The organism is Salinicola salarius (genome assembly GCF_002179555.1).
In the GTDB taxonomy this organism is placed as follows: Bacteria; Pseudomonadota; Gammaproteobacteria; order Pseudomonadales; family Halomonadaceae; genus Salinicola; species Salinicola salarius_A.
In genome coordinates this window covers 55,610-76,155 of sequence record NZ_NHOU01000010.1, presented here as the reverse complement: position 1 = coordinate 76,155, position 20,546 = coordinate 55,610, and the positions used below count along the sequence as shown (strand labels likewise).

The window sequence follows — 20,546 nt, the reverse complement described above, 5'->3', positions numbered from 1 at the left end:
GGCGAGCGAAGCTCAGGCTAGGCAAAAATCGTCGAAAAAGCGGAGTTTACAGGGTGTAAATGAGCACTTTGAGACGATTTTTAACAACGCCTGAGCGAGCGCAGCCACTTTCCTAAGGGGCAATAATGACCATGGATATTCAGGTAGCGGAGGGCGATGTCGAACGCCTTTCGCTCAAGGAGTACACCGAGAAGGCGTATCTCGATTATTCGATGTACGTGATTCTCGATCGCGCGTTGCCGCATATCGGCGACGGCATGAAGCCGGTTCAGCGGCGCATCGTCTATGCCATGCGCGAGCTGTCGCTCAATGCCAATGCCAAGTACAAGAAGTCGGCGCGTACCGTCGGCGACGTGCTGGGCAAGTTCCACCCTCACGGCGACAGCGCCTGCTACGAGGCGATGGTGCTGATGGCGCAGCCGTTCAGCTACCGTTACCCGCTGGTCGACGGCCAGGGCAACTGGGGTAGCCCGGACGATCCCAAGTCGTTCGCCGCCATGCGCTATACCGAAGCCCGGCTGTCGCGTTTCTCCGAGACGCTGCTGGCGGAGCTGGGGCAGGGCACCGTCGACTGGACGCCCAACTTCGACGGCACCATGAACGAGCCGGCGGTGCTGCCGTCGCGGCTTCCTCACGTGCTGCTCAACGGCGGCACGGGCATCGCCGTCGGCATGGCGACCGATATCCCGCCGCACAACGTGGTGGAGGTGGTCGAGGCGACCTGCCATCTGCTGCGTCATCCGCAGGCCAGCGTCGCGGATCTGATGCAGCATCTGCCGGCACCGGATTTCCCGACGGATGCCGAGATCATTTCGCCGGCGGCCGATCTGCGCAAGCTCTACGAGTCCGGCCGCGGCTCGGTCAAGCTGCGTTCCCGTTACGAGCGCGAGGATGGCAACATCGTGATCACCGCGGTGCCGTATCAGGTCAGCGGGGCCAAGGTACTCGAGCAGATCGCCGCCCAGATGCAGGCCAAGAAGTTGCCGATGGTGGCGGATCTGCGAGACGAGTCGACCCATGAGACACCGACGCGCCTGGTGATCGAGCCGCGTTCCAACCGTATCGATGTCGAGGGGCTGATGGCGCACCTGTTCGCCACCACCGACCTCGAGAAGAACGTTCGCGTCAATCTCAACGTGATCGCGCTCGACGGCCGGCCGCGGGTGATGCCGCTCAACGACATGCTCGGCGAATGGCTGACGTTCCGCCGTGCCACCGTGCGCCGGCGCCTGGAGCACCGTCTCGGCAAGGTCGAGGATCGTCTGCACCTGCTCGAAGGTCTGCTGGTCGCTTATCTCAACATCGACGAGGTGATCCGCATCATCCGCGAGGAGGATGAACCCAAGCCGGCTTTGATGAACGCGTTCGGCATCACCGAGCGCCAGGCCGAAGCGATTCTCGAGCTGCGTCTGCGTCACCTCGCCAAGCTCGAGGAGATGAAGATTCGCGGCGAGCAGGATGAGCTGGAAGCGGAACGCAAACAGCTCCAGAAGCTGCTGAGCTCCGAGGCGGCGATGACCGATCTCGTCGAGAAGGAGCTGCGTGAAGCGGCCGAGGCCTACGGCGATGCCCGCCGCTCGCCGCTGGTGGAGCGTGCCGAAGCCAGGGCGCTTTCCGAGGTCGAACTGGTGGGCGCCGATCCGGTGACCGTGGTGCTGTCCGAGAAAGGGTGGATTCGCGCGGCGCGGGGACACGATATCGATCCTGCCGGACTCTCCTACAAGTCGGGCGACAGCTTCCACCTGGCAGCACGAGGGAAGACCAACCAGCCGCTGGTGTTGCTCGATGACAGCGGTCGGGCCTACACGATGACGGCTCACAACCTGCCCTCGGCTCGCGGCCAGGGCGAGCCGGTGACCGGGCGAATCAACCCGCCGGCCGGCTCGAGCATGGTCGGGCTGATGCTGGACGTACCCAGCGCGCGCTACCTGCTGGCCTCTGATGGCGGCTACGGTTTCGTGGCCAGGGTCGAGGATCTTCTCGGCAAGAACAAGGCCGGCAAGTCGGTGCTTTCGGTGCCCAAGGGGTGCAACGTGATGCCACCCAAGGCGATTCCGGAGGGCGACGGCGTGCGGGTGGCGACCGTCTCCAACGAGGGGCGTCTGCTGGTCTTCGCGCTGTCGCAGTTGCCGGAGATGGCAAAAGGCAAGGGCAACAAGATGATCGACATTCCGGGGGCCAAGGCCGCGAGACGGGAGGAGTTCGTGCGCGACCTGGTACTGCTGCCTGAAGGAGCGTCGTTGATCGTGCACGCCGGTAAGCGCAAGCAGACGCTGAAGGCGGCGGATCTCGAATACTACACTGGCGAACGTGGCCGTCGCGGCAGCAAGCTGGCGCGAGGATTCCAGAAGGTCGACAGGCTCGAGGTCGAGTCCTGAGCGGCGGCTCGGTCAGCCCAGCCCTCCAGCCCGAGGGCCAGGGCCGGATCAATCGATAAAGAGAGGGCGTTACGGCGCCACGTGGGGAAAAGATGTCACAACGTTTCGTGGTGCGAGCCACCGGGCCTGCACGGCCCGGCCAGACGGCTGCACTGGGCACGGCGCTGGTCAGCGCCAATTGTCGTCTGCTGGACCTGAGCCAGCATGTCGCCTTCGGCGAAGTGACGCTGGAGGCTTTGGTCGAGACCGCCGACGATCTTGGCGCGCTGCTGCCGTCGGCCGGCGACGTGTTCGGGCTGGATTGCCGTGTCGAGAAGGTGTCCTCTGAAAGCGAGGCGCTGTGGAGGGATGTCGCCAAGGACGCCCGCTGGGTACTGACCTTGATGGCACCGTCGCTCTCTGCGGAGGTGATGGCGGAAGTCGGGGCGCTGACGGCCGAGCAGGGCCTGATCATCGAGCGGGTGAAGCGGCTGTCGGCCGGCTGCCAGCTCGACACGGCCGACTCGTCGGCCGGTGCCTGCCTCGAATGGCGGCTCAGCGGCGCGGTGGCCGATTCCGCGTCCCTGCGTGAGAAGATCCTGGCGCTGAGCGATCGCTTCGGAGTCGATGTCGCGTTGCAGCCGGCGAATCTGTGGCGACGGCACCGCCGGCTGGTCTGCTTCGACATGGATTCGACGCTGATCCAGGCGGAAGTCATCGACGAACTGGCGCGGCGTCATGGCGTGTATGACGAGGTCGCCGCGATAACCGAGCGTGCCATGCGGGGCGAACTTGACTTCCAGCAGAGCTTTCGCGAGCGCATGCGCAAGCTGGAAGGCCTCGACGAGTCGGTGCTGGCGGAAATTGCCGAATCGTTACCGCTGATGCCGGGGCTGGAGCGATTGATGCGTTATCTCAAGCACCTGGGTTATCGGACCGCGATTCTCTCCGGCGGCTTTACCTATTTCGCTCGTTACCTGCAGGAACGGCTGGGTTTCGACGAAATTCACGCCAACGAGCTGATCATTCGCGACGGCAAGGTCTCTGGCGAGGTTCAGGAGCCGATCGTCGATGCCGACCGCAAGGCGATGATGCTCAGGCAGATCGCCGAACGGGAAGGCTGGGATCTGGCCCAGACCGTGGCGGTTGGCGATGGCGCCAACGATCTCAAGATGCTGGCGGTCGCCGGCATGGGCGTGGCGTACCATGCCAAACCCTTGGTGCGTCAGCAGGCGCAGCAATCGGTTTCGGCCTGCGGTCTCGATGGGCTTCTGTACCTGCTGGGCTATTCGGAATCCGATCTGGCGGCCTTGGCGGAAGATTGAGCGGGGGGCCACGGCCGGCACGCCGACCGAGCGGACTCCCGGGTTTCCCGGGGGTCAGTCGGTTGAGGTTGAATTATTTTGTTTGACAGCAACGAAAAGTTACACTGCTTGCTCGCCGGCCGTGACGCGGCCACGCCTGACTGCTTTATCATTGGCTCTTCGCCATTGATCCTTTGGCCATCAGCGCTTTGTCATTCGCCGTTTGTCATCGACCACGCATTATCGAAAACTCATGACCGACTCTGCTTCCACGGATATCCACCAAGCTAAAGCCATATGGGAGTGGCTCGAGCCACTATGCCTTCAGGGTGGCGCGAATCTGGCGTTCGACGCTGCCGGTAGCACTTCCTGGCCGGTAATACTGGATCACGTCGTCATCGGTCAGGCGCTGGTCATCGACGTGTCCGCGGTGCCGGCGCTGGCGAAGTCGCTCACTCGGGGGGGCGAGTTTCATCTCATCGGTCATGTCAACGGAGCGCTGGTTCGCACCGCGCCGCTCACGGTGATCGAGCCCCTGGAAGATGCGCAGCGGATACAGTTTCGCTGCACCTACCCCGAATACATCAGCACCATTCACCGGCGCGGTACCTTTCGCGCCCCGCTGCGGGCCGAGATGGGCGTCGAGACGCGTCTCACCCTGACGGAGGATGGGCCTATCATCGATACCGAAATCCGCAATCTCTCGCTGGGCGGCTGCCTTCTCGCCATGCGTCTGGTGGATGCCGTGGCGCTGACTCCTGACCAGCCGATCGAGACTCTCGAGCTACGCTTCCCCAATCGACAGCGTCTCAAGCTCAAGGGGCATATCCGTCATGTACGCACCGATGACGACTGGACCATGGCGCTGATCGGCTGCGAGTTCGATGAGTTGCCGATCGATAGCGAGCGACAACTCTGGCACTGCGTCAAGGAAATCGAACGCGAGAGTGCGCGCAAGACGTCGATCAGCGACAAGCCGCTCGAGCCTTCTTCGCTGTTCATGCTGCCGCAGGGGCGCCGGCCGCAACCGGTCAAGTCGATCCTAACCACCCCGGCGCCAGTCGCGGGCGCTGACAATACGGTCGTCCGGCGACTGCGGAAGATCGCCGACTATCTGAACGCGCAGAGCCTGCAGCTTCAGAATGGTGGCCTGATTGCCTCATCTTTGCTGTCCCGACATGCGGACACGCTGCTGTCGCTTGGCGCGCAAAGTCGGGAATCGCTGCTCTATGCGCTGGGATATCTCGAGAACGAACCGGTCCAGGTCCAGCATGCGCTGGCGGTCGCGGTTCGTGCCGTCGATCTGGCGCGCCGGCAGGGCTACGACGACAGTACCCTCAAGGCGATCGCGGCCAGCGCCCTGATCCACGATCTCGGCAAGGCGTCGTTGCCTGCCACGCTGCTCGAGAGCCGCGTCCCGTTGAGCGACGCCCAGCGGGCGCTATTGCCGGGGCATGTCCAACTGATCAGCGAGCGGCTGGCCGATTGTCGCTGGCTTTCGACGGATGTCGCCACGTCGGTGGTCGAACAGATCAACGAACGGCTCGACGGCAGCGGCTATCCTCGCGGGCTGCGCGCCGAGGCGATCGATGATCTGGGTCGGATGGTGGCAGTGGTCGATGTCATCGATGCGCTGACGCGCCCGCGCGCGGACCGCGACGCCTGGCCCCTGGTCAATGCTTATCGCCATGTGCTGGGGAACGCCGCGCTCTTCGACAATGTCTGGGCTCAACGCTACGTGCGTGTCTTCGGCGTCGCGCCAATAGGCTCGCTGGTGCGATATTCGAGCGGCGCTCTGGCCTGGGTTCAACGTCTGGATGCCAAAGGACGGCCCTCGCAGGTCCATATGGTGCTCAATGCCAATAGCCGGCAGCGTCGTCTCGATCTGGTGCTGGGACGACACGATCTCGATCAGCTCGGTCAGTTGGAAGGCGTGGCCAGGCCCGGCGATTATGGCTTGTCGCGGAGTGGTGGCGCCTCGACAAGTTGACCTGATCGATCGTTGAATCCGGCCGCCTGACTGAAGAGTCGTGTGGAGTGCCGGGGGATCTCGAGTCTGTTGACTTGGCATTTTTTGACAAAAACGAACATTGGGTAGCGGTCATACAAGAAAGATTGAACCACACTGTGAGGTCTAGGCTTTGACGCACAGGAGGTGATCGCATGGCTGGATTGGACGGTTCCACGCCTTTCGCGGGCTTCATGCCGCCCCATGTTCTCGAACGCATCATGTCGCATGGCAACGCGAGGCTACAGCAGTGCGCGCGGCTGACCCTGCAGGCCGATGCACAATTCCGGTTGCGCAATGCGGCAGCGCCGGCGGCGCGACCCGCGGATGGCAGCCGGCCTGGCGAGATCGCGCGCTATATCTACTCGGCAGGCAATCAGCAGACTCTACCTGGCGACCTGGTTCGCCAGGAGGATGAGCCGGATAGCGGCGATGTCGCCGTCGACGAAGCCTACCGGTGGCTGGGTGCCACCTACCTTTTCTACTGGCAGGTCTTCGAGCGCGACTCCATCGATGGCGAGGGCATGGCCTTGCTGGGGACGGTGCACTATGGCGAAGACTACGACAACGCCTTCTGGAACGGAGCCCAGATGGTATTCGGTGATGGCGACGGCGAACTGTTCAACCGTTTCACTGCCGCGCTCGACGTCGTCGCCCATGAATTGACCCACGGCGTCATCGAGCGCGAGGCCGGCCTCGTCTATGCCGATCAGTCGGGGGCGCTCAACGAATCCCTGGCGGATGTCTTCGGTGCCATGGTCAAGCAGCACCACTTCGAGCAGAGCGTGGAGGAAGCCGACTGGCTGATCGGGGAAGGGCTGCTCACCGATCGCGTCAACGGCCTCGCGCTGCGCTCGATGGCCAATCCGGGCAGCGCCTATGACGACCCCGTGCTCGGCAAGGACCCTCAGCCGGGCCATATGGACGATTTCGTGTGCACGTCCTCGGACAACGGCGGCGTGCATATCAATTCCGGGATTCCTAACCGTGCTTTCTTTCTCGCGGCGACGGGGCTGGGTGGATTTGCCTGGGAGAAGGCGGGTCCGGTCTGGTTCGACGCGCTCACCGATCCGCGCCTGCAGCGCGATGGCAATTTCGCCCAGTTCGCCCAGCTTACGGTCGACTGTGCGGCGAAACGCTTCGGCAACGACAGCGAGGTCATGCAGGCCGTCAATCGGGCCTGGGTCGAGGTAGGGGTTCTCTCATGAACGACAGCGCGGGCCTCGAGCTCGAGCCGACCAGCGTGCTGCTGGTCACTCGGGAGGGCGGCTTCGTGGTCACGCCCGGCTTGTCCGCCCCGCGGCGGATTGACTGCCGGGAACTGACCGAGTGCCAGCGGCTGAGACTCCAGGCGGTGCTCGAGGAGCTCGATCATCGACGTGGCGCTTTGCCAGCGGCCGGGGCCGACAGGCGATCCTTCCGGGTGACGCTGAAAATGTCCTCCGATCGACCCGAAAAGGAGTGGGAGCTGGAGGAGAGCGCCGCGCCCAGGTCATTGATCGGGCTCTGGAAACGGGGCGCCCAGGGTCTCGATGAGAGTGACGACTAACCGGCCAGCCATCGTCGTTCCGAGTTTTTTGCGTTTTCCCGGAACTCTATCGGGATATCGAACTCTGACCTAGTAGCCCAGGATGGGCGCACAGCGTAGGCCGGGCCTGTATTGGGTCCGGCTTCTTTTTGTCCGTTTTTCAGCTTTCCTGCTCATACGGCTGACACGATACCCGCAGTTTTTCGATCGACATTCCGTCGATGGTCATCTTCCTCCATCGGGCCCTATGGGGCCTATTTTCATGTGTTATCTTGCAGCCTTTCGTCGAGATCGGGCTGAACTCGCCCTGACTTCACGGTAACGAGAGAGATGCGACGAAGATTCATTAAGGCGCGACGTCGTACGATGCTGGTGGGGCTTCTGATTGCCATCGTCATCGCAGCACTCGCCAGCCAACTGGTTGAATACGGGGGAGGCGGAGGCGAGCCTCCGTCTCGGCCCGGCGTTGACCTTTTGCCGGATGCCGGAGAACACGCCAGCGCCGAGGCGACGCTTCAGCGTGCCTTCGACACGCATCGGGAAGGATTCTGGATCGAGGCATCAGGACGGGTCGTTCGGGTGCTGGCGGATGATCGGGAAGGCAGCCGTCACCAGCGGATCATCGTCATGCTGGGTACCAGCCAGACGCTGCTGGTCGCCCACAATATCGACATCGCGCCACGCGTCGAGCGGATCGAAGCGGGCGATCACCTACGCTTTCGCGGCGAGTACGTGTGGAATGCCCAGGGTGGCGTCATTCACTGGACACACCACGATCCCGACGGCACCGAAATCGGCGGCTGGCTGGAGCATCGGGGGCGGCGCTATCGGTGACCGGGCGCGAATGAAGCCTCAGCGAGCGTAGCCGCGAACCCGACGTTTCCCCGTGATTCGCTGGGCGTGCCAGCGTCGCGATAGCCACCACATGCCCAGCCAGTCGCGGGCATGCCCCGCGAGATTGGCCGGAAGATGCCAGAGCGAAGAGCGGGCAGCTTGTGTCCCGTGGCGCAGATTGACGCGGTAACTGCCGATGTGGCCACCGCTTCGCCGAATCAGCAGGGGGAGGAAGCGATGCAGCCGGTCGACGGACGGCAGCGCGACCAGCACGTCGCGACGAATCAGACGCAGGCCGGCCCGTTCGCTGCCCGCGAGCTCGATGCCCAAGCTCCGGAATGCGCGAAAGAGTGACCTTCTCCAGCGGCAACGCGGATCGAGCGGGATGCCCTCGACCAGCGTCAAGCCTTGATGCCGGGCCTCGCCGAGCATCTCGGGAATGTCATGGGGATCGTCTCGACCCTGGGCGTCGAGCGTCGCGATCCACTCTCCCCGGGCGAGCCTGCCGGCTTGCCATAGCGCCGCGTCGGCGCCGATGGCCGTGGCCCGGCGATAAAGCCGGACCCGGCTATCGCTGGCTGCCAATCGTGACAGCGCATCCTCGTCGCTTTCGGAGGTGGCGTCGTCGATGACGATGAATTCCAGGCCGGCAGCGTGGCGAAGTGCGCTGGATGCCTCGGCCACGACCCGACTAACCGCATGAGAGGCGTCGTGGACAGTGATGACAAGTGATAACTTGGGTAGTTCGAGCATGATGAAATCCCGTTGGTTTTCAAAGCGTCGACTTTGCTCGTCCTGTCGGAGACGTCACTATGAGAGCCTATTCTTAACGCCGGCTTAGTGATCTGCGGTGTTAGCGGTCACTTATGTTTCAAATTGTCCGGCTGACACGTGACAGTGTCATGTCAGTAGGGCGGGAACCAATCCGGCGATGTCGTTGTATTGTTAAGGCAACGTTTTGAAAGCCGAGTTTCGCCAGGATCGGCGACAGTTAGAGAGAACGCCATGAGGGTAATGCTGGTTGAAGACGATCCGTTGCTGGGAGAGGGGGTCGTCGATGTACTGCGCCGTGAACAGATGGTGCCTGAATGGCTCACCGAGGGGCGCGGAGTCTGCGAGGCTCTCGAAGGGTCCACCTTCGATGCGCTGATACTGGACCTGGGCCTTCCGGACATCGATGGCTTCGAGGTGCTCAAGCAGCTGCGGGAAGCGCAAAGCCAGATTCCGGTGCTGATCCTCACGGCGAGGGACGACGTGGTCGACCGTATCCGGGGGCTCGACGGCGGGGCGGACGACTATCTTGTCAAGCCTTTCGACAACGGCGAACTGCTGGCGCGGTTGCGTGCACTGGTACGGCGAAGTGCCGGGCGTGCGTCGCCGGTGGTGACCTGCGGCCGACTGATGCTGGACCCGGCAGCGCACGAGATTCGCTTCGACCACGCGGTGGTGGCGCTGGGGCGCCGCGAGCACGACCTGCTGGCGTACCTGATGACGCATCCAGGGCAGGTGTTTACGCGCGATCAACTGGTCGAGGTGCTCTACGGCTGGGACGCCGAGGTCGAGAGCAACGTCATCGAAGTCCACGTTCATCATCTGCGCCGGAAGTTCGGCAGCGGCGTGGTGGCGACCGTGCGTAACGTCGGCTATCGGCTGGGAGCCGCGGGTTGAGATCGATTCGTCGTTACCTCAGACGGGTTCTGCTGATATCGGTGACATTGATCACTTCGCTGGCCGCGCTCTGGAGCTATCACGACACTCGCGATCAGATCAACGAACTGTTCGACGCCGAACTGGCGCAGACGACGCGAACAATGGTCGCGCTCTATTTCGAGTATCGCGGCGATCAGGGTCGGGATCCGCAGGAGATGATTCACGACCTGCAGCTTCAGCCCGTCATGCTGCCGGACAATCCCACCGACGAACCGACCCCGCTGGGGCATCCCTACGAGAAGAAGCTGGGGTTCCAGATCTGGGACGACGAGGGTCATGCCTTGCTGGGCATGAGAACGCCCGGTGTGCTCGAGACGATGATTCCGGCGCCCGGCTACGCGCACACCGAGGGAGAGGGCCACGACTGGCGTACCTTCACGCTGTATGACGAGGTCCACGGCGTCTGGGCCAGCGCCGCCCAGCGTGACGACGTGCGCGACGAGCTGACCTGGCAGATTGCGCTGCGCAACCTGATGCCGCCGGTGATCGGCGTGCTGCTGATCGCGATGCTGATTCCCTTTGTCGTCGCGCGTGGCTTTTCTCCCTTGCTGCGCATCAGTCGCCAGATCACTGCTCGCCAGCCGAGCTATCTGGAACCCATCGACGGCAGCGAGGCGCCGGATGAAATTCGCGGCATGGTCGATGCGCTCAATGGTCTGTTCGGTCGCCTGGCCGAAACGCTGGAAAAGGAGCGTCGCTTCACCGCCAACGCCGCCCACGAGCTGCGTACGCCTCTGGCAGCGATCAAGGTGCACGCGCAGAACCTGATGATGGATACCACCGAAGCGCGCTCCCACCGCGGCGCCCGCTCGATCATCAATGGGGTCGACCGGATGACCCGTGTCGTCGAGCAGCTGTTGACACTCTCCCGGCTCGAGAGCGGTGAGGGCATGAATCGGCAGGCGGTGGATCTGACCCGGCTGGGAAGAGAGCTACAGCGGGACATGCAGCCGCTGGTCGATGGCCGCAGGATCGAGTTCACCCAGCAGATTCCCGCTGAGCTGCAAGTCGTCAGCTATGAAAACGGCCTTTACGTGCTGCTGCGCAATCTGCTGGACAACGCGCTGCGTTACACCCCGGAAGGGGGCGAAGTCTGCCTGCGGATGCGGCAAGCCGAAGACCGGTTGCACATCGAGATTGCCGACAGCGGGCCGGGGATTCCGGTCGCCGAGCGCGAACGGGTATTCGAGCGCTTCGTGCGCCTGGCCGGACAGCGAACCAGCGGGTCGGGGCTGGGGCTGTCGATCGTTCAGGAACTGGCCGAACGGCTTGGCGGAGAGATCCGTCTCGACGAAACCTCCCTGCCGGTCGCCAGCGGCCTGAGCGTTCATGTCACGCTGCCGATAGGGTGAGGCGAGAGACGAGAGACGAGAGGCGAGGGCCGGGGCGCGGCCCTCGAGTGGATGACCCGCCAGGAACTCAGAGCGGTGTCTTGCTCCGTTCGCCGGGCACCTCGCGGACCAGTCGCGGCATCAGGAAGCCGGCCAGTCGCTGACGCAAAGCATCCACCAGATCGCGGGCCTCGTCGTCAGGCACGTCGAAATGCGCCGCGCCCGATACCGGGTCGAGCACGTGCAGGTAATAGGGCAGGATCCCGGCCTCGAACAGGCGCTCCGAGAGTGCAGCTAGCGTATCCACGTCGTCGTTGATCCCGCGCAGCAGCACGCTCTGGTTGAGCAGCGTGACGCCGGCCGCCTTGAGTCGAACGCAGGCCGCGACCACCGCTTCGTCGATCTCCTGGGCGTGATTGATATGCAGCACCATCACCTTCTGCAAGCGAGAGCCCCCGAGCCATTCGAGCAGCGCGTCGTCGACCCGATCCGGAATCACCACCGGCAAGCGAGTGTGAATGCGCAGCCGCTTGAGATGGGGAATCGCGTCCAGCCGTTCGACGAGCGCGGCCATCCGACGATCCGGCGAGGCCAGCGGATCGCCGCCGGAAAGGATCGCTTCCTGGATCGAGTCGTCTGCGCGCAGGTAATCCAGTGTCCGTTCCCATTCCCGCATTGACGGCGCGTTGTCGGCGTAGGGGAAGTGGCGGCGGAAGCAGTAGCGGCAATTGATCGCACAGGTCGGACTGGCAATCAGCAACGCCCGGCCGGGGTATTTGTGGATCAGTCCCGGTCGGGGCGTGTGGTCGCGCTCTTCCAGCGGATCATCGACATAGCCCCGCACATCATCGCCTTCCGCGCCCAGCGGCAGGACCTGGCGCAGCAGGGGGTCGTTCGGATCGCCGCGGCGAATCCGCGAGAGATAGGCCAGCGGCACGCGCACCGGAAACAGATCGTGGCCGCGTCTGGCGCCCGACGACCATTCGACATCCAGTCCCAGGTGCCGGCAGAGCTCGGCGGGGTCGCGGATCACGTCGCGCAGTTGCTGTTGCCAGTCGCCCGGTGTATCGAATACGGGCGCTTCGGGTTCGACCTCTTCGCAATGCACAGCGATCGGGGTTCGGGTTATCATGCTGGCCACTCGAAATCAGAGCGCTTGCCGGTCAGGCATCGCGCGGAAATGGGGTTTTTCGTCGCGGACGGCCCGCGAACGGTTACTAGTGAGGAATCATGGCGAACTATTCTACCAACGAATTCAAGGGCGGCCTGAAGGTCATGCTGGATGGCGACCCGTGCAACATTCTCGAGAACGAATTCGTCAAGCCCGGCAAAGGCCAGGCTTTCAACCGCGTCAAGCTGCGCAACCTGATCACCGGTCGCGTCTGGGAACGCACCTTCAAGTCCGGTGAATCGCTGGAAGGCGCCGACGTCATGGACCTGGACATGGAGTACGTCTACACCGACGGCGACATGTGGCACTTCATGAAGACCGATGGCTCCTTCGAGCAGTACGCGGTCGACAAGAAGGCCATCGGCGACGTCGAGAAGTGGCTCAAGGAACAGGCCGTCTATACCGTCACGCTGTGGAACGATAACGCCATTGCCGTCTCTCCGCCCAACTTCCTCGAGCTTGAAGTGGTCGAGACCGATCCGGGCCTCAAGGGTGACACCGCGCAGGGCGGCTCCAAGCCGGCAACGCTCTCTTCCGGCGCCGTGGTTCGCGTACCGCTGTTCATCAATCAGGGCGAGGTGCTGAAAGTCGATACGCGCTCGGGCGAGTACGTCTCCCGGGCTTGAGTCCTACCTGCGCTCGCGCCTGACAGCGCTTAAATTCGCCTTGTCAGGCGCGCGCTCGGAGAGGACTCCGTATCTGATGGCCGCATGGCCGGATTCTATTAGCCACGCTCAAGCGTGGCTTTTGCCGTTATAGAGGTGAAATCGTGTCTATCGACTGGCAGCCCACGGCAAGTCTCGACACACTGCGCGAGCGTGCCAGGCTATTGACCGCCATTCGGCACTTCTTCTCCGAACGAGGCGTGCTGGAAGTGGAGACGCCGATTCTCGGTCACGGCGGCAGTACCGACCCGCATCTGGACTCTCTGTCACTGACGGCAACGACGCCAGCCGGTCGCGAACACCTTTGGCTGCAGACCTCGCCGGAGTTCCACATGAAGCGGCTGCTGGCGGCGGGCAGCGGGCCGATCTTCCAGCTGGCGCGCAGCTTCCGCGACGGTGAAGTGGGGCGGCGCCACAATCTCGAATTCACCATGCTCGAGTGGTATCGGCCGGATCTGTCGCTGACGGCATTGATCGACGAGTGCGAGGCGCTGATTCGTGCAGTGCTGCCGACCGACCCGGGCCCCTTGCGCCAGCACGGCTATCGGGAGCTCTTTCGCGAGACGCTCGATGTCGATCCGTTCACGGCATCGCTGGCGGATCTGCGTCGCCTGGCCGGGCAAGTCGGTGGACTGGCGATGAATGACGCGGACCGTGACGGCTGTCTCGACCTGCTGATGAGCTTCGTCATCGAACCGCAACTGGGCCGAGGCGGTATCGATGCGGTCGTCGACTATCCGGCCTCTCAGGCGGCGCTGGCGCGCAAGCGGCTCGATCCCGAGGATGGCGTCGAAGTCGCCGCGCGGTTCGAGATCTATCTCCAGGGGCTCGAGCTTGCCAACGGCTATGACGAACTCACCGACGCTGCCGAGCAGGGCGAGCGCTTCGCGGATGACAACCGTCAACGCGAGGCGCTGGGGAAGCCAAGCGTCGCCCCGGATCAGCGCCTGATTGCCGCGCTCGAATCCGGCATGCCGGCCGGCAGCGGCGTGGCGCTGGGTGTCGATCGCCTGATTCAACTGGCGCTGAACAGGGAGTCGATTGCCGAGGTCATGGCGTTCCCTACGCCGCGGTGTTGAGGTAGATCAAACGCTCAGGCCTGATTGCCCGTCGAACGGCCATAGATGCGTAATTTCCGTCAACAACTGCTTGGCGGCCGGTGACAGCGGGCGATGCTGACGCACGATCACGTGAGTCTCCGCTTCGGCGAACACCGGATGATCGATCTTCAGCGCCACGAGCTGCTGGCGGCGGATCTCGTGCAGCAGTGCCACTTGGCCAATGAAGGTGACGCCGTTTCCAGAACTCACGTACTGCTTCAGCGTGGCCAGGGAGTTGCTCACCAGGCTAGGGCGGAAATGACGTTTGCTCATCACTTCCACGGCATCGATCAACTGGCGAATACCGTAGCCATGGCTGGCAAGACCCAACGGCCATTTGAGCACCTCATCGAGCGCCAGAGGCTGGGGGAGTCGGGTGAGCGGGTGCAGCGGATGGACCACCGCGCAGAGCGGTTGCCGTGCGGACGCCACGGATGTGATGCCGGGTATCAGTCTCGGCGCGTAGGCGACGCCGATGTGCGCCTGGCCTTCGTAGACTTGCCTGACCACGTCGTTGACGGCCGCCAGATTGAGCTCGATGGTCAGCTGCGGATGACGCGCGCAGAAATCGTTCATGACACCGCTCATCAATTGATCGCTGTAGCCCTCGCTGATCGACAGGCTGATATGGCCGCGCTGTAGGCCATCCATCTCGGCGAGTTGTCCGAACAGCGTCTGCTCGGCGACGTCCCGCTCCCGGTAGAAGTCGAGCAGAATGTTCCCCGCCTCGGTGGCTTTGACGCCTCTACCATGCCGTTCGATCAGCGACATGCCGACAGCCTGCTCGAGTTGGCGAATCTGACGGCTGATGACGGAAGGCTCCACATCGAGCCGATCCGACGCGGCTCTTATCGAACCGGCCGTGAGAGCGGCATGGAAATAGTGCAGCCAGCGGACATTGAGGTGTGCTTCGGTCGTTCCCGACTGCGCCATATGATTCCTCCGACAGGTATTCTGGACCATTCTTGCCTGAGCGTTGCTTTTAGAGCAACGCTTTAGATGCATCGAAACTATTGTTTTCGTCTTCACGAAGCCTACTCTCGATAGCACGATCGTCGCTCAGGTTGGCCGCATAGACATGCGTCGCTGAACAACAATGGCCACCAAGGCGTCATCGTCGACGACAACCATAAGATCGACAAATGAGGTCCTCGCATGACGACACTGTTCCCGCGTCGCTTTTCCGCTACGCGTCGCCGCCTGCTGGGTGGCGTGGCGATGGCGACTCTGTTCTCTACGCTTGGCGTCTTCTCGCCGCTTGCCGCCGCCCCGGCCGAGGCCAATACGCTTCGTGCAGTCATGCACTCTGGACTGCGCGTACTCGATCCCATCACCACCACCGCCCATATCACTCGTGACCACGGTTACATGGTTTTCGATACCTTGCTGGGCATGGATGACCAGTTCCAGCCGCAACCGCAGATGGCTGACTGGTCGATTTCCGATGACGGCATGACATATACCTTCACCTTGCGTGACGGCCTCAAGTGGCATGATGGCGGTGAAGTCACAGCCAGTGACGTGGTGGCGTCCTTCCAGCGTTGGGCTGCGCGGGATGGCGGTGGGCAGATGCTGATGGATCACGTCGAGAGCGTCGAAGCCACCGATTCGAAGACACTGACGCTGACCCTGTCATCGCCTTTCGCCTACGTGCTGGAGCTGATGGCCAAGCCATCATCGGTACCGCTGTTCGTGATGCCGGAGCGCATCGCCAGCAAGTCGCCGGACGAGACGTTGACGGTCGAGGATCAGATCGGCTCGGGTCCGTTCCGGTTCGTTGCCGATGAGTACGATCCCGGCAATCGGGTGGTCTACGAGAAGTTCGAGGACTACGTACCGCGCGAGGAACCGGCCAGTTGGACGGCCGGGGGCAAGGTGGTCAGCGTCGATCGCGTCGAGTGGATCAACATGAGCGATGCCCAGACGGCGCTCAATGCCCTCAATGCCGGCGAGATCGACTTCCTCGAATCGCCCTCGGTCGACCTGCTGCCGGTGCTGCAGGCCAATCCGGACCTCACTGTCGAGAAGATCAATGAGCTGGGGAGCCAGACCATTGGCCGCTTCAACTTCCTTTACCCGCCGTTCGACGATCCCCAGATCCGCCGCGCTGCGCTGATGGCAATGAACCAGACCGATGTGCTCGCCTCGCTGGTCGGCAATCCCGAGTTCTACTCGACCTGTGCATCGATGTACGGATGCTCGACGCCGCTGGGCACCGACGCCGGTGCGCCGAATTCGCTGACCGAAGGCGGTGGCACGGAAGCGGCGAAACAGCTGCTCGAGGAAGCCGGCTACGATGGCACGCCGGTGGTGATGATGCAGCCAACCGATGCGCCGACGGTGAGCCCCCAGCCGGTCATTGCCGCACAGCTTCTGCGTCAGGCCGGTTTTCAGGTCGATCTTCAACCGATGGACTGGCAGACGCTGGTAACCCGCCGCGCCAGCCAGCAGCCCCCGTCGGAAGGCGGCTGGAACATGTTCTTCACCAACTGGTACATCCCCGAAGTGTGGAACCCGCTGGTCAATCCGATGCTCAACGGCCGTGGCAAGGACGGCGGCTGGTTCGGCTGGCCGGATGATTCCGAGCTCGAGTCGATGCGCAACGAGTTCTCCAGGGCCACCAGCGACGAGGATCGCAAGGCGATCGCCGAACGCATTCAGCAGCATGCCTTCGAGCAGGTGACCTATATCCCGCTGGGCGAGTATTCGATTCCCGCCGCCTGGAGCAATGACCTTTCCGGCATTCTCCATTCGCCGGTGCCGGTGTTCTGGAACGTCACCAAGGCCGAGTGAACGAGTGGGGCGTGGCTACCACCACGCTCCATTCCCGTCTCGCACGTCAACGAATTCGCATTTCAACGAGTTCGTCGTTCATCGGACTCGTGAGTCATCGGATTCGAACCTCAATGGAGCACGCTCATGTTCAGCTACTGTCTGCGTCGAACATTGGCAGCAGTGCCGGTGATGGTCGTGGTTGCGCTGTTCGTTTTCCTGTTGCTGCGGCTCTCGCCAGGCGACCCCGCCGCCATCATCGCCGGCGATATGGCGACACCGGAGCAACTGGACCGCATTCGCGAAACGCTAGGGCTCAACCAGCCTCTTTATATTCAGTTCTTCAACTGGGCCGGGGAGTTATTGCGAGGTGACTTCGGCACCTCGTTGATGTCGAACTTGCCGGTGACGCAACTGATGGCACAGCGTCTCGAACCCACCATTAGCCTGGCGCTGCTGAGCATTGCGCTGTCGGTGGTCGTGGCAGTGCCGATGGGCGTCATCGCGGCCTGGAAGCATGGCAGCCTGATCGATAACGCGGTCATGTCCCTGTCGGTGCTGGGGTTTTCGGTACCGGTGTTCGTGACCGGCTACATTCTGATCAAGATTTTCTCCATCGATCTCGGCTGGCTACCGGTACAGGGTTTCAGACGGGTTTCCCAGGAAGGGTTCGGTCCTTTCATCCAGCACGCGATCCTGCCGGCGTTGATGCTGTCGACGATCTATATCGCACTGATCGCGCGCATGACCCGTGCCAGCATGCTCGATGTGCTGGGGGAAGACTTCATTCGTACTGCCCATGCCAAGGGAGCCAGCGAAAAACGCGTGCTGTTCAAGCATGCGCTACGCAACGCCGGCGTGCCGATTCTGGAGGTCATCGGGACCGGCTTCGCACTGATGATCACTGGCGTGGTGGTGACTGAAAGCGTGTTCAATATTCCAGGGCTGGGGCGGTTGACCGTCGATGCCATTCTCTCGCGCGATTACCCGGTGATTCAGGGGCTGATTCTGGTCACCAGCGGCGTCTACGTGATGATCAATTTGGCTATCGATCTCTCCTATGCGCTGCTCGACCCGAGGATTCGTTACCAATGAGCCTATCATCGCCTCATGCATCCCCCGATGTTTCCGCCGCCATTCCACCACGGCGTCGGCTGCGCTTGTGGCCGCGCCAGCGCCCCGGCTGGGCGGTGATCGTTGCCGCCATCTGCCTGGCGTTGATCGTGATCATCGCTATTCTGGCACCGTGGCTGGCACCCCACGATCCGCTAGGCATGTCGCCTGCCGATCGCCTGAAGCCACCCAGCGATACCTACTGGCTGGGCAGCGACGCCTATGGCCGGGACCTGCTGTCGAGAGTGCTCTACGGCGCAAGGGTTTCTCTGATCGTGGGGCTCGGCAGTGCGCTGATCAGCGTCGTCGTCGGTCTGCCGCTCGGCATACTCGCGGGCTTCTTCCGTAGCCTGGATGCAGTGATCATGCGAGTCATGGATGGTCTGATGGCGATTCCGAGCGTGCTGCTGGCGATTGCCATCGTCTCCTTGATCAGCGCCAACCTGTGGACGGTCATGGCCGCGATCACCATTCCGGAGATACCCCGAATCGTGCGTCTGGTCCGTTCGGTGGTGCTGTCCGCGCGGGAAGAGCCCTATGTGGAGGCTGCCGTGTCGCTGGGAAGTAGCCTCCCCACGGTCATGTGGCGTCATCTGATGCCCAATACGCTGGCCCCGCTGATCGTGATGAGTACCTACATCTGCGCCTCGGCCATTCTGACCGAAGCCATTCTCTCCTTTCTGGGTGCCGGCCTCGGTACCGAAACGCCGACCTGGGGCAACATCATGGCGGAGGGCCGAACCTACTTCCTGATCAAGCCATCGCTGATCTTCTGGCCGGGCATCGCACTGTCGGTCTGCATTCTCTCGATCAATCTGCTTGGTGATGCCGCCCGTGACCGTCTGGACCCTCGACTACAGAAACGTGGAGGTGCGCAATGACCGATAATCTTCGTCCTGAAAGTCCTGCTGAGTGGGTGCTGAAGATCGAGGGGCTGGAGGTCGCTACCCGGGGGGCCGCGGCCAAGCCGATACTCAAGGGAGTCGACTTCAGTATCGCGCCGGGCGAGACGCTCTGCCTGGTGGGAGAGTCGGGATCCGGCAAGTCGGTGACCTCGCTGGCGGTGATGGGCTTGCTGCCCAAAGGGAGCTTGAAAGCGACCGGCGGGCGCATCGAGCTGGAGGTCGATTCGCTGCTCGAGGTTTCCCCGACGCGGCTGCGGGATCTACGGGCCAGCCGCATGGCGATGATCTTCCAGGAGCCGATGACGGCGCTCAATCCATTGATGCGGGTCGGGGAGCAGATCGAAGAGGTGCTGATCATGCACCAGAAAAGCCTCTCTTCGACACAGCGGCGCGAACGCGTACTCGAGATGCTCGACCAGGTCCAGTTGCCGGATATCGAGCGTGTCTTCGACAGCTGGCCGCACCAGCTCTCCGGCGGCCAGCGCCAGCGCATCATGATCGCCATGGCATTGATTCTCGAACCCAAGCTGCTGATTGCCGACGAACCCACGACTGCCCTGGACGTCACTACGCAGAAGCAGATTCTCAAGTTGATCAAGGCGCTGCAGGAGCGCCATGGCACCTCGGTGCTGTTCATCACGCACGACATGGGAGTCGTCGCCGATATCGCGGATCGTGTCTGCGTGATGCGCCATGGCGAGGTCGTAGAGACGCAGCCGATCGAGGAACTGCTGCGACGTCCCGGAACAGAGTACACCCGTCAACTGCTGACGGCGGTGCCGAGTCTGCGGCCGAGGGCGGCGCGCGCCGTGACCGATCGCGAAATCGTGCTAGAAGCGATCGAGCTCGAAAAACGTTATGGCGAACGTTCGGCTTGGGCACGCTGGACCGGCAAGGCGGCGTCGCAGACGCTCGCGGCCAGCAACATCAACTTCGCGCTGACGCGTGGGCGGACGCTGGGCATCGTCGGCGAGAGCGGCTCCGGCAAATCGACAGTCGCCCGCTGCGTGATGCGGATGATCGAACCGACTGGCGGCGGTGTTCGGGTGATGGGCAAGGACATCGCCAGCCTGGGAAGGGCTGCGCTGAAGCCGCATCGCAAGCGTATCCAGATGATCTTTCAGGATCCCTTCCGCTCGCTCAACCCGCGCCTGACGATTGCCACCAGCCTGGTCGAAGGCCCCATCAACTACGGCACGCCTCGGGAAGAGGCGATGGAGAAATCCGCCGAGCTGCTGGCATTGGTGGGCTTGCCGAAAGACGCACTCGACCGTTACCCCCACCAATTTTCCGGCGGGCAGCGTCAGCGCATTGCCATCGCGCGGGCGCTGGCAATGGAGCCCGACGTGCTGGTCGCTGACGAAGCCGTCTCGGCGCTGGATGTCTCGGTTCAGGCCCAGGTGCTCGAACTGCTCGACGACCTCCAGCGTCGGCTTGGCATCGCGGTGTTATTCATCACGCATGACCTGCGTGTCGCCGCCCAGATCTGCGACGAGGTGATGGTGATGCAGAAAGGTGCGGTCGTGGAGTATGGGCCGGCCGAGCGCGTGCTCGGTGCGCCGGAACATCCCTACACGCGCTCGCTGATGCTGGCGGCTCCCGGCCGACACTGGGATTTCTCGGGGTTCCGTCCTCTCGATCACGTCTTCGAGGAGACCCCGGCATCCACATCGACCGCCCCCGTCTAGCCATGAATGGCCGGGATCACTCGATCGAACTTCCTCTTCTTATGATCCATTTGATTCAAG

At 62.8% G+C, this 20,546-nt stretch carries 17 protein-coding genes; 14 read left to right on the top strand and 3 right to left on the bottom strand.

Going from position 1 to position 20,546, the window contains the following annotated elements; all coding sequences use genetic code 11:
- Window positions 1-125: 125 nt before the first annotated feature.
- The 6 genes from parC to CCD76_RS09960 all read left to right on the top strand — a co-directional run bounded on the left by parC (window position 126) and on the right by CCD76_RS09960 (window position 8,031).
- The gene (gene parC, locus CCD76_RS09985) at window positions 126-2,378 is read left to right on the top strand and encodes a DNA topoisomerase IV subunit A (protein WP_087719371.1); all 2,253 of its coding nucleotides are present in this window, start codon (window positions 126-128) and stop codon (window positions 2,376-2,378) included.
- 92 nt (window positions 2,379-2,470) lie between these two features.
- Window positions 2,471-3,682, top strand: coding sequence for a phosphoserine phosphatase SerB (gene serB, locus CCD76_RS09980; protein ID WP_087719370.1), 1,212 nt, complete (start codon window positions 2,471-2,473; stop codon window positions 3,680-3,682).
- A gap of 232 nt (window positions 3,683-3,914) precedes the next feature.
- Complete coding sequence (locus CCD76_RS09975) at window positions 3,915-5,651, top strand: HD domain-containing phosphohydrolase (protein WP_087719369.1); 1,737 nt, start codon at window positions 3,915-3,917, stop codon at window positions 5,649-5,651.
- A 173-nt stretch (window positions 5,652-5,824) separates the two neighbouring features.
- Window positions 5,825-6,877, top strand: coding sequence for a M4 family metallopeptidase (locus CCD76_RS09970; RefSeq protein WP_087719368.1), 1,053 nt, complete (start codon window positions 5,825-5,827; stop codon window positions 6,875-6,877).
- Window positions 6,874-7,218 (top strand): protealysin inhibitor emfourin, encoded by a 345-nt coding sequence (locus CCD76_RS09965; RefSeq protein ID WP_087719367.1) that lies wholly within the window; start codon window positions 6,874-6,876, stop codon window positions 7,216-7,218. The genes CCD76_RS09970 and CCD76_RS09965 overlap by 4 nt, the downstream gene beginning before the upstream one ends.
- 345 nt (window positions 7,219-7,563) lie before the next feature.
- Window positions 7,564-8,031 (top strand): DUF3465 domain-containing protein, encoded by a 468-nt coding sequence (locus CCD76_RS09960; protein WP_087719366.1) that lies wholly within the window; start codon window positions 7,564-7,566, stop codon window positions 8,029-8,031.
- 18 nt (window positions 8,032-8,049) lie between these two features.
- Here the strand turns inward: CCD76_RS09960 and CCD76_RS09955 are convergent, their stop codons facing one another.
- Window positions 8,050-8,784, bottom strand: coding sequence for a glycosyltransferase family 2 protein (locus CCD76_RS09955; protein WP_087719365.1), 735 nt, complete (start codon window positions 8,782-8,784; stop codon window positions 8,050-8,052).
- 252 nt (window positions 8,785-9,036) lie between these two features.
- Between CCD76_RS09955 and CCD76_RS09950 the strand changes: the two genes are divergently transcribed.
- Window positions 9,037-9,699: a response regulator transcription factor gene (locus CCD76_RS09950; protein ID WP_087719364.1), complete on the top strand. Its 663-nt coding sequence runs from the start codon at window positions 9,037-9,039 to the stop codon at window positions 9,697-9,699.
- A complete protein-coding gene (locus tag CCD76_RS09945; RefSeq protein ID WP_087719363.1) occupies window positions 9,696-11,093 on the top strand; it encodes an ATP-binding protein in 1,398 nt (465 codons plus the stop codon). Before CCD76_RS09950 ends, CCD76_RS09945 begins: the two co-directional genes overlap by 4 nt.
- Before the next feature lie 67 nt (window positions 11,094-11,160).
- Here CCD76_RS09945 and epmB read toward each other — a convergent pair whose 3' ends face one another.
- A complete protein-coding gene (epmB, locus tag CCD76_RS09940) occupies window positions 11,161-12,204 on the bottom strand; it encodes an EF-P beta-lysylation protein EpmB (protein ID WP_087719362.1) in 1,044 nt (347 codons plus the stop codon).
- A 98-nt stretch (window positions 12,205-12,302) separates the two neighbouring features.
- Between epmB and efp the strand changes: the two genes are divergently transcribed.
- Window positions 12,303-12,869, top strand: coding sequence for an elongation factor P (efp, locus tag CCD76_RS09935; protein WP_071231664.1), 567 nt, complete (start codon window positions 12,303-12,305; stop codon window positions 12,867-12,869).
- Between the two features lie 143 nt (window positions 12,870-13,012).
- Window positions 13,013-13,987, top strand: a complete 975-nt coding sequence (gene epmA / locus CCD76_RS09930) for an EF-P lysine aminoacylase EpmA (protein ID WP_087719361.1) — start codon at window positions 13,013-13,015, stop codon at window positions 13,985-13,987.
- Between the two features lie 6 nt (window positions 13,988-13,993).
- Here the strand turns inward: epmA and CCD76_RS09925 are convergent, their stop codons facing one another.
- Entirely contained in the window at window positions 13,994-14,941 is a 948-nt protein-coding gene (locus CCD76_RS09925) for a LysR family transcriptional regulator (RefSeq protein WP_179208895.1), read from the bottom strand.
- Between the two features lie 222 nt (window positions 14,942-15,163).
- Here CCD76_RS09925 and CCD76_RS09920 point away from each other — a divergent pair, with 222 nt between their 5' ends.
- The 4 genes from CCD76_RS09920 (at window position 15,164) to CCD76_RS09905 (ending at window position 20,486) form a co-directional block, all read left to right on the top strand.
- On the top strand, window positions 15,164-16,801 hold the full coding sequence (locus CCD76_RS09920; protein ID WP_087719359.1) for an ABC transporter substrate-binding protein: 1,638 nt from the start codon (window positions 15,164-15,166) through the stop codon (window positions 16,799-16,801).
- 126 nt (window positions 16,802-16,927) lie between these two features.
- Window positions 16,928-17,875: an ABC transporter permease gene (locus CCD76_RS09915; RefSeq protein WP_087719358.1), complete on the top strand. Its 948-nt coding sequence runs from the start codon at window positions 16,928-16,930 to the stop codon at window positions 17,873-17,875.
- On the top strand, window positions 17,872-18,774 hold the full coding sequence (locus tag CCD76_RS09910) for an ABC transporter permease (RefSeq protein WP_087719357.1): 903 nt from the start codon (window positions 17,872-17,874) through the stop codon (window positions 18,772-18,774). Before CCD76_RS09915 ends, CCD76_RS09910 begins: the two co-directional genes overlap by 4 nt.
- Window positions 18,771-20,486, top strand: a complete 1,716-nt coding sequence (locus tag CCD76_RS09905) for an ABC transporter ATP-binding protein (RefSeq protein WP_087719356.1) — start codon at window positions 18,771-18,773, stop codon at window positions 20,484-20,486. The genes CCD76_RS09910 and CCD76_RS09905 overlap by 4 nt, the downstream gene beginning before the upstream one ends.
- Window positions 20,487-20,546 lie beyond the last annotated feature (60 nt).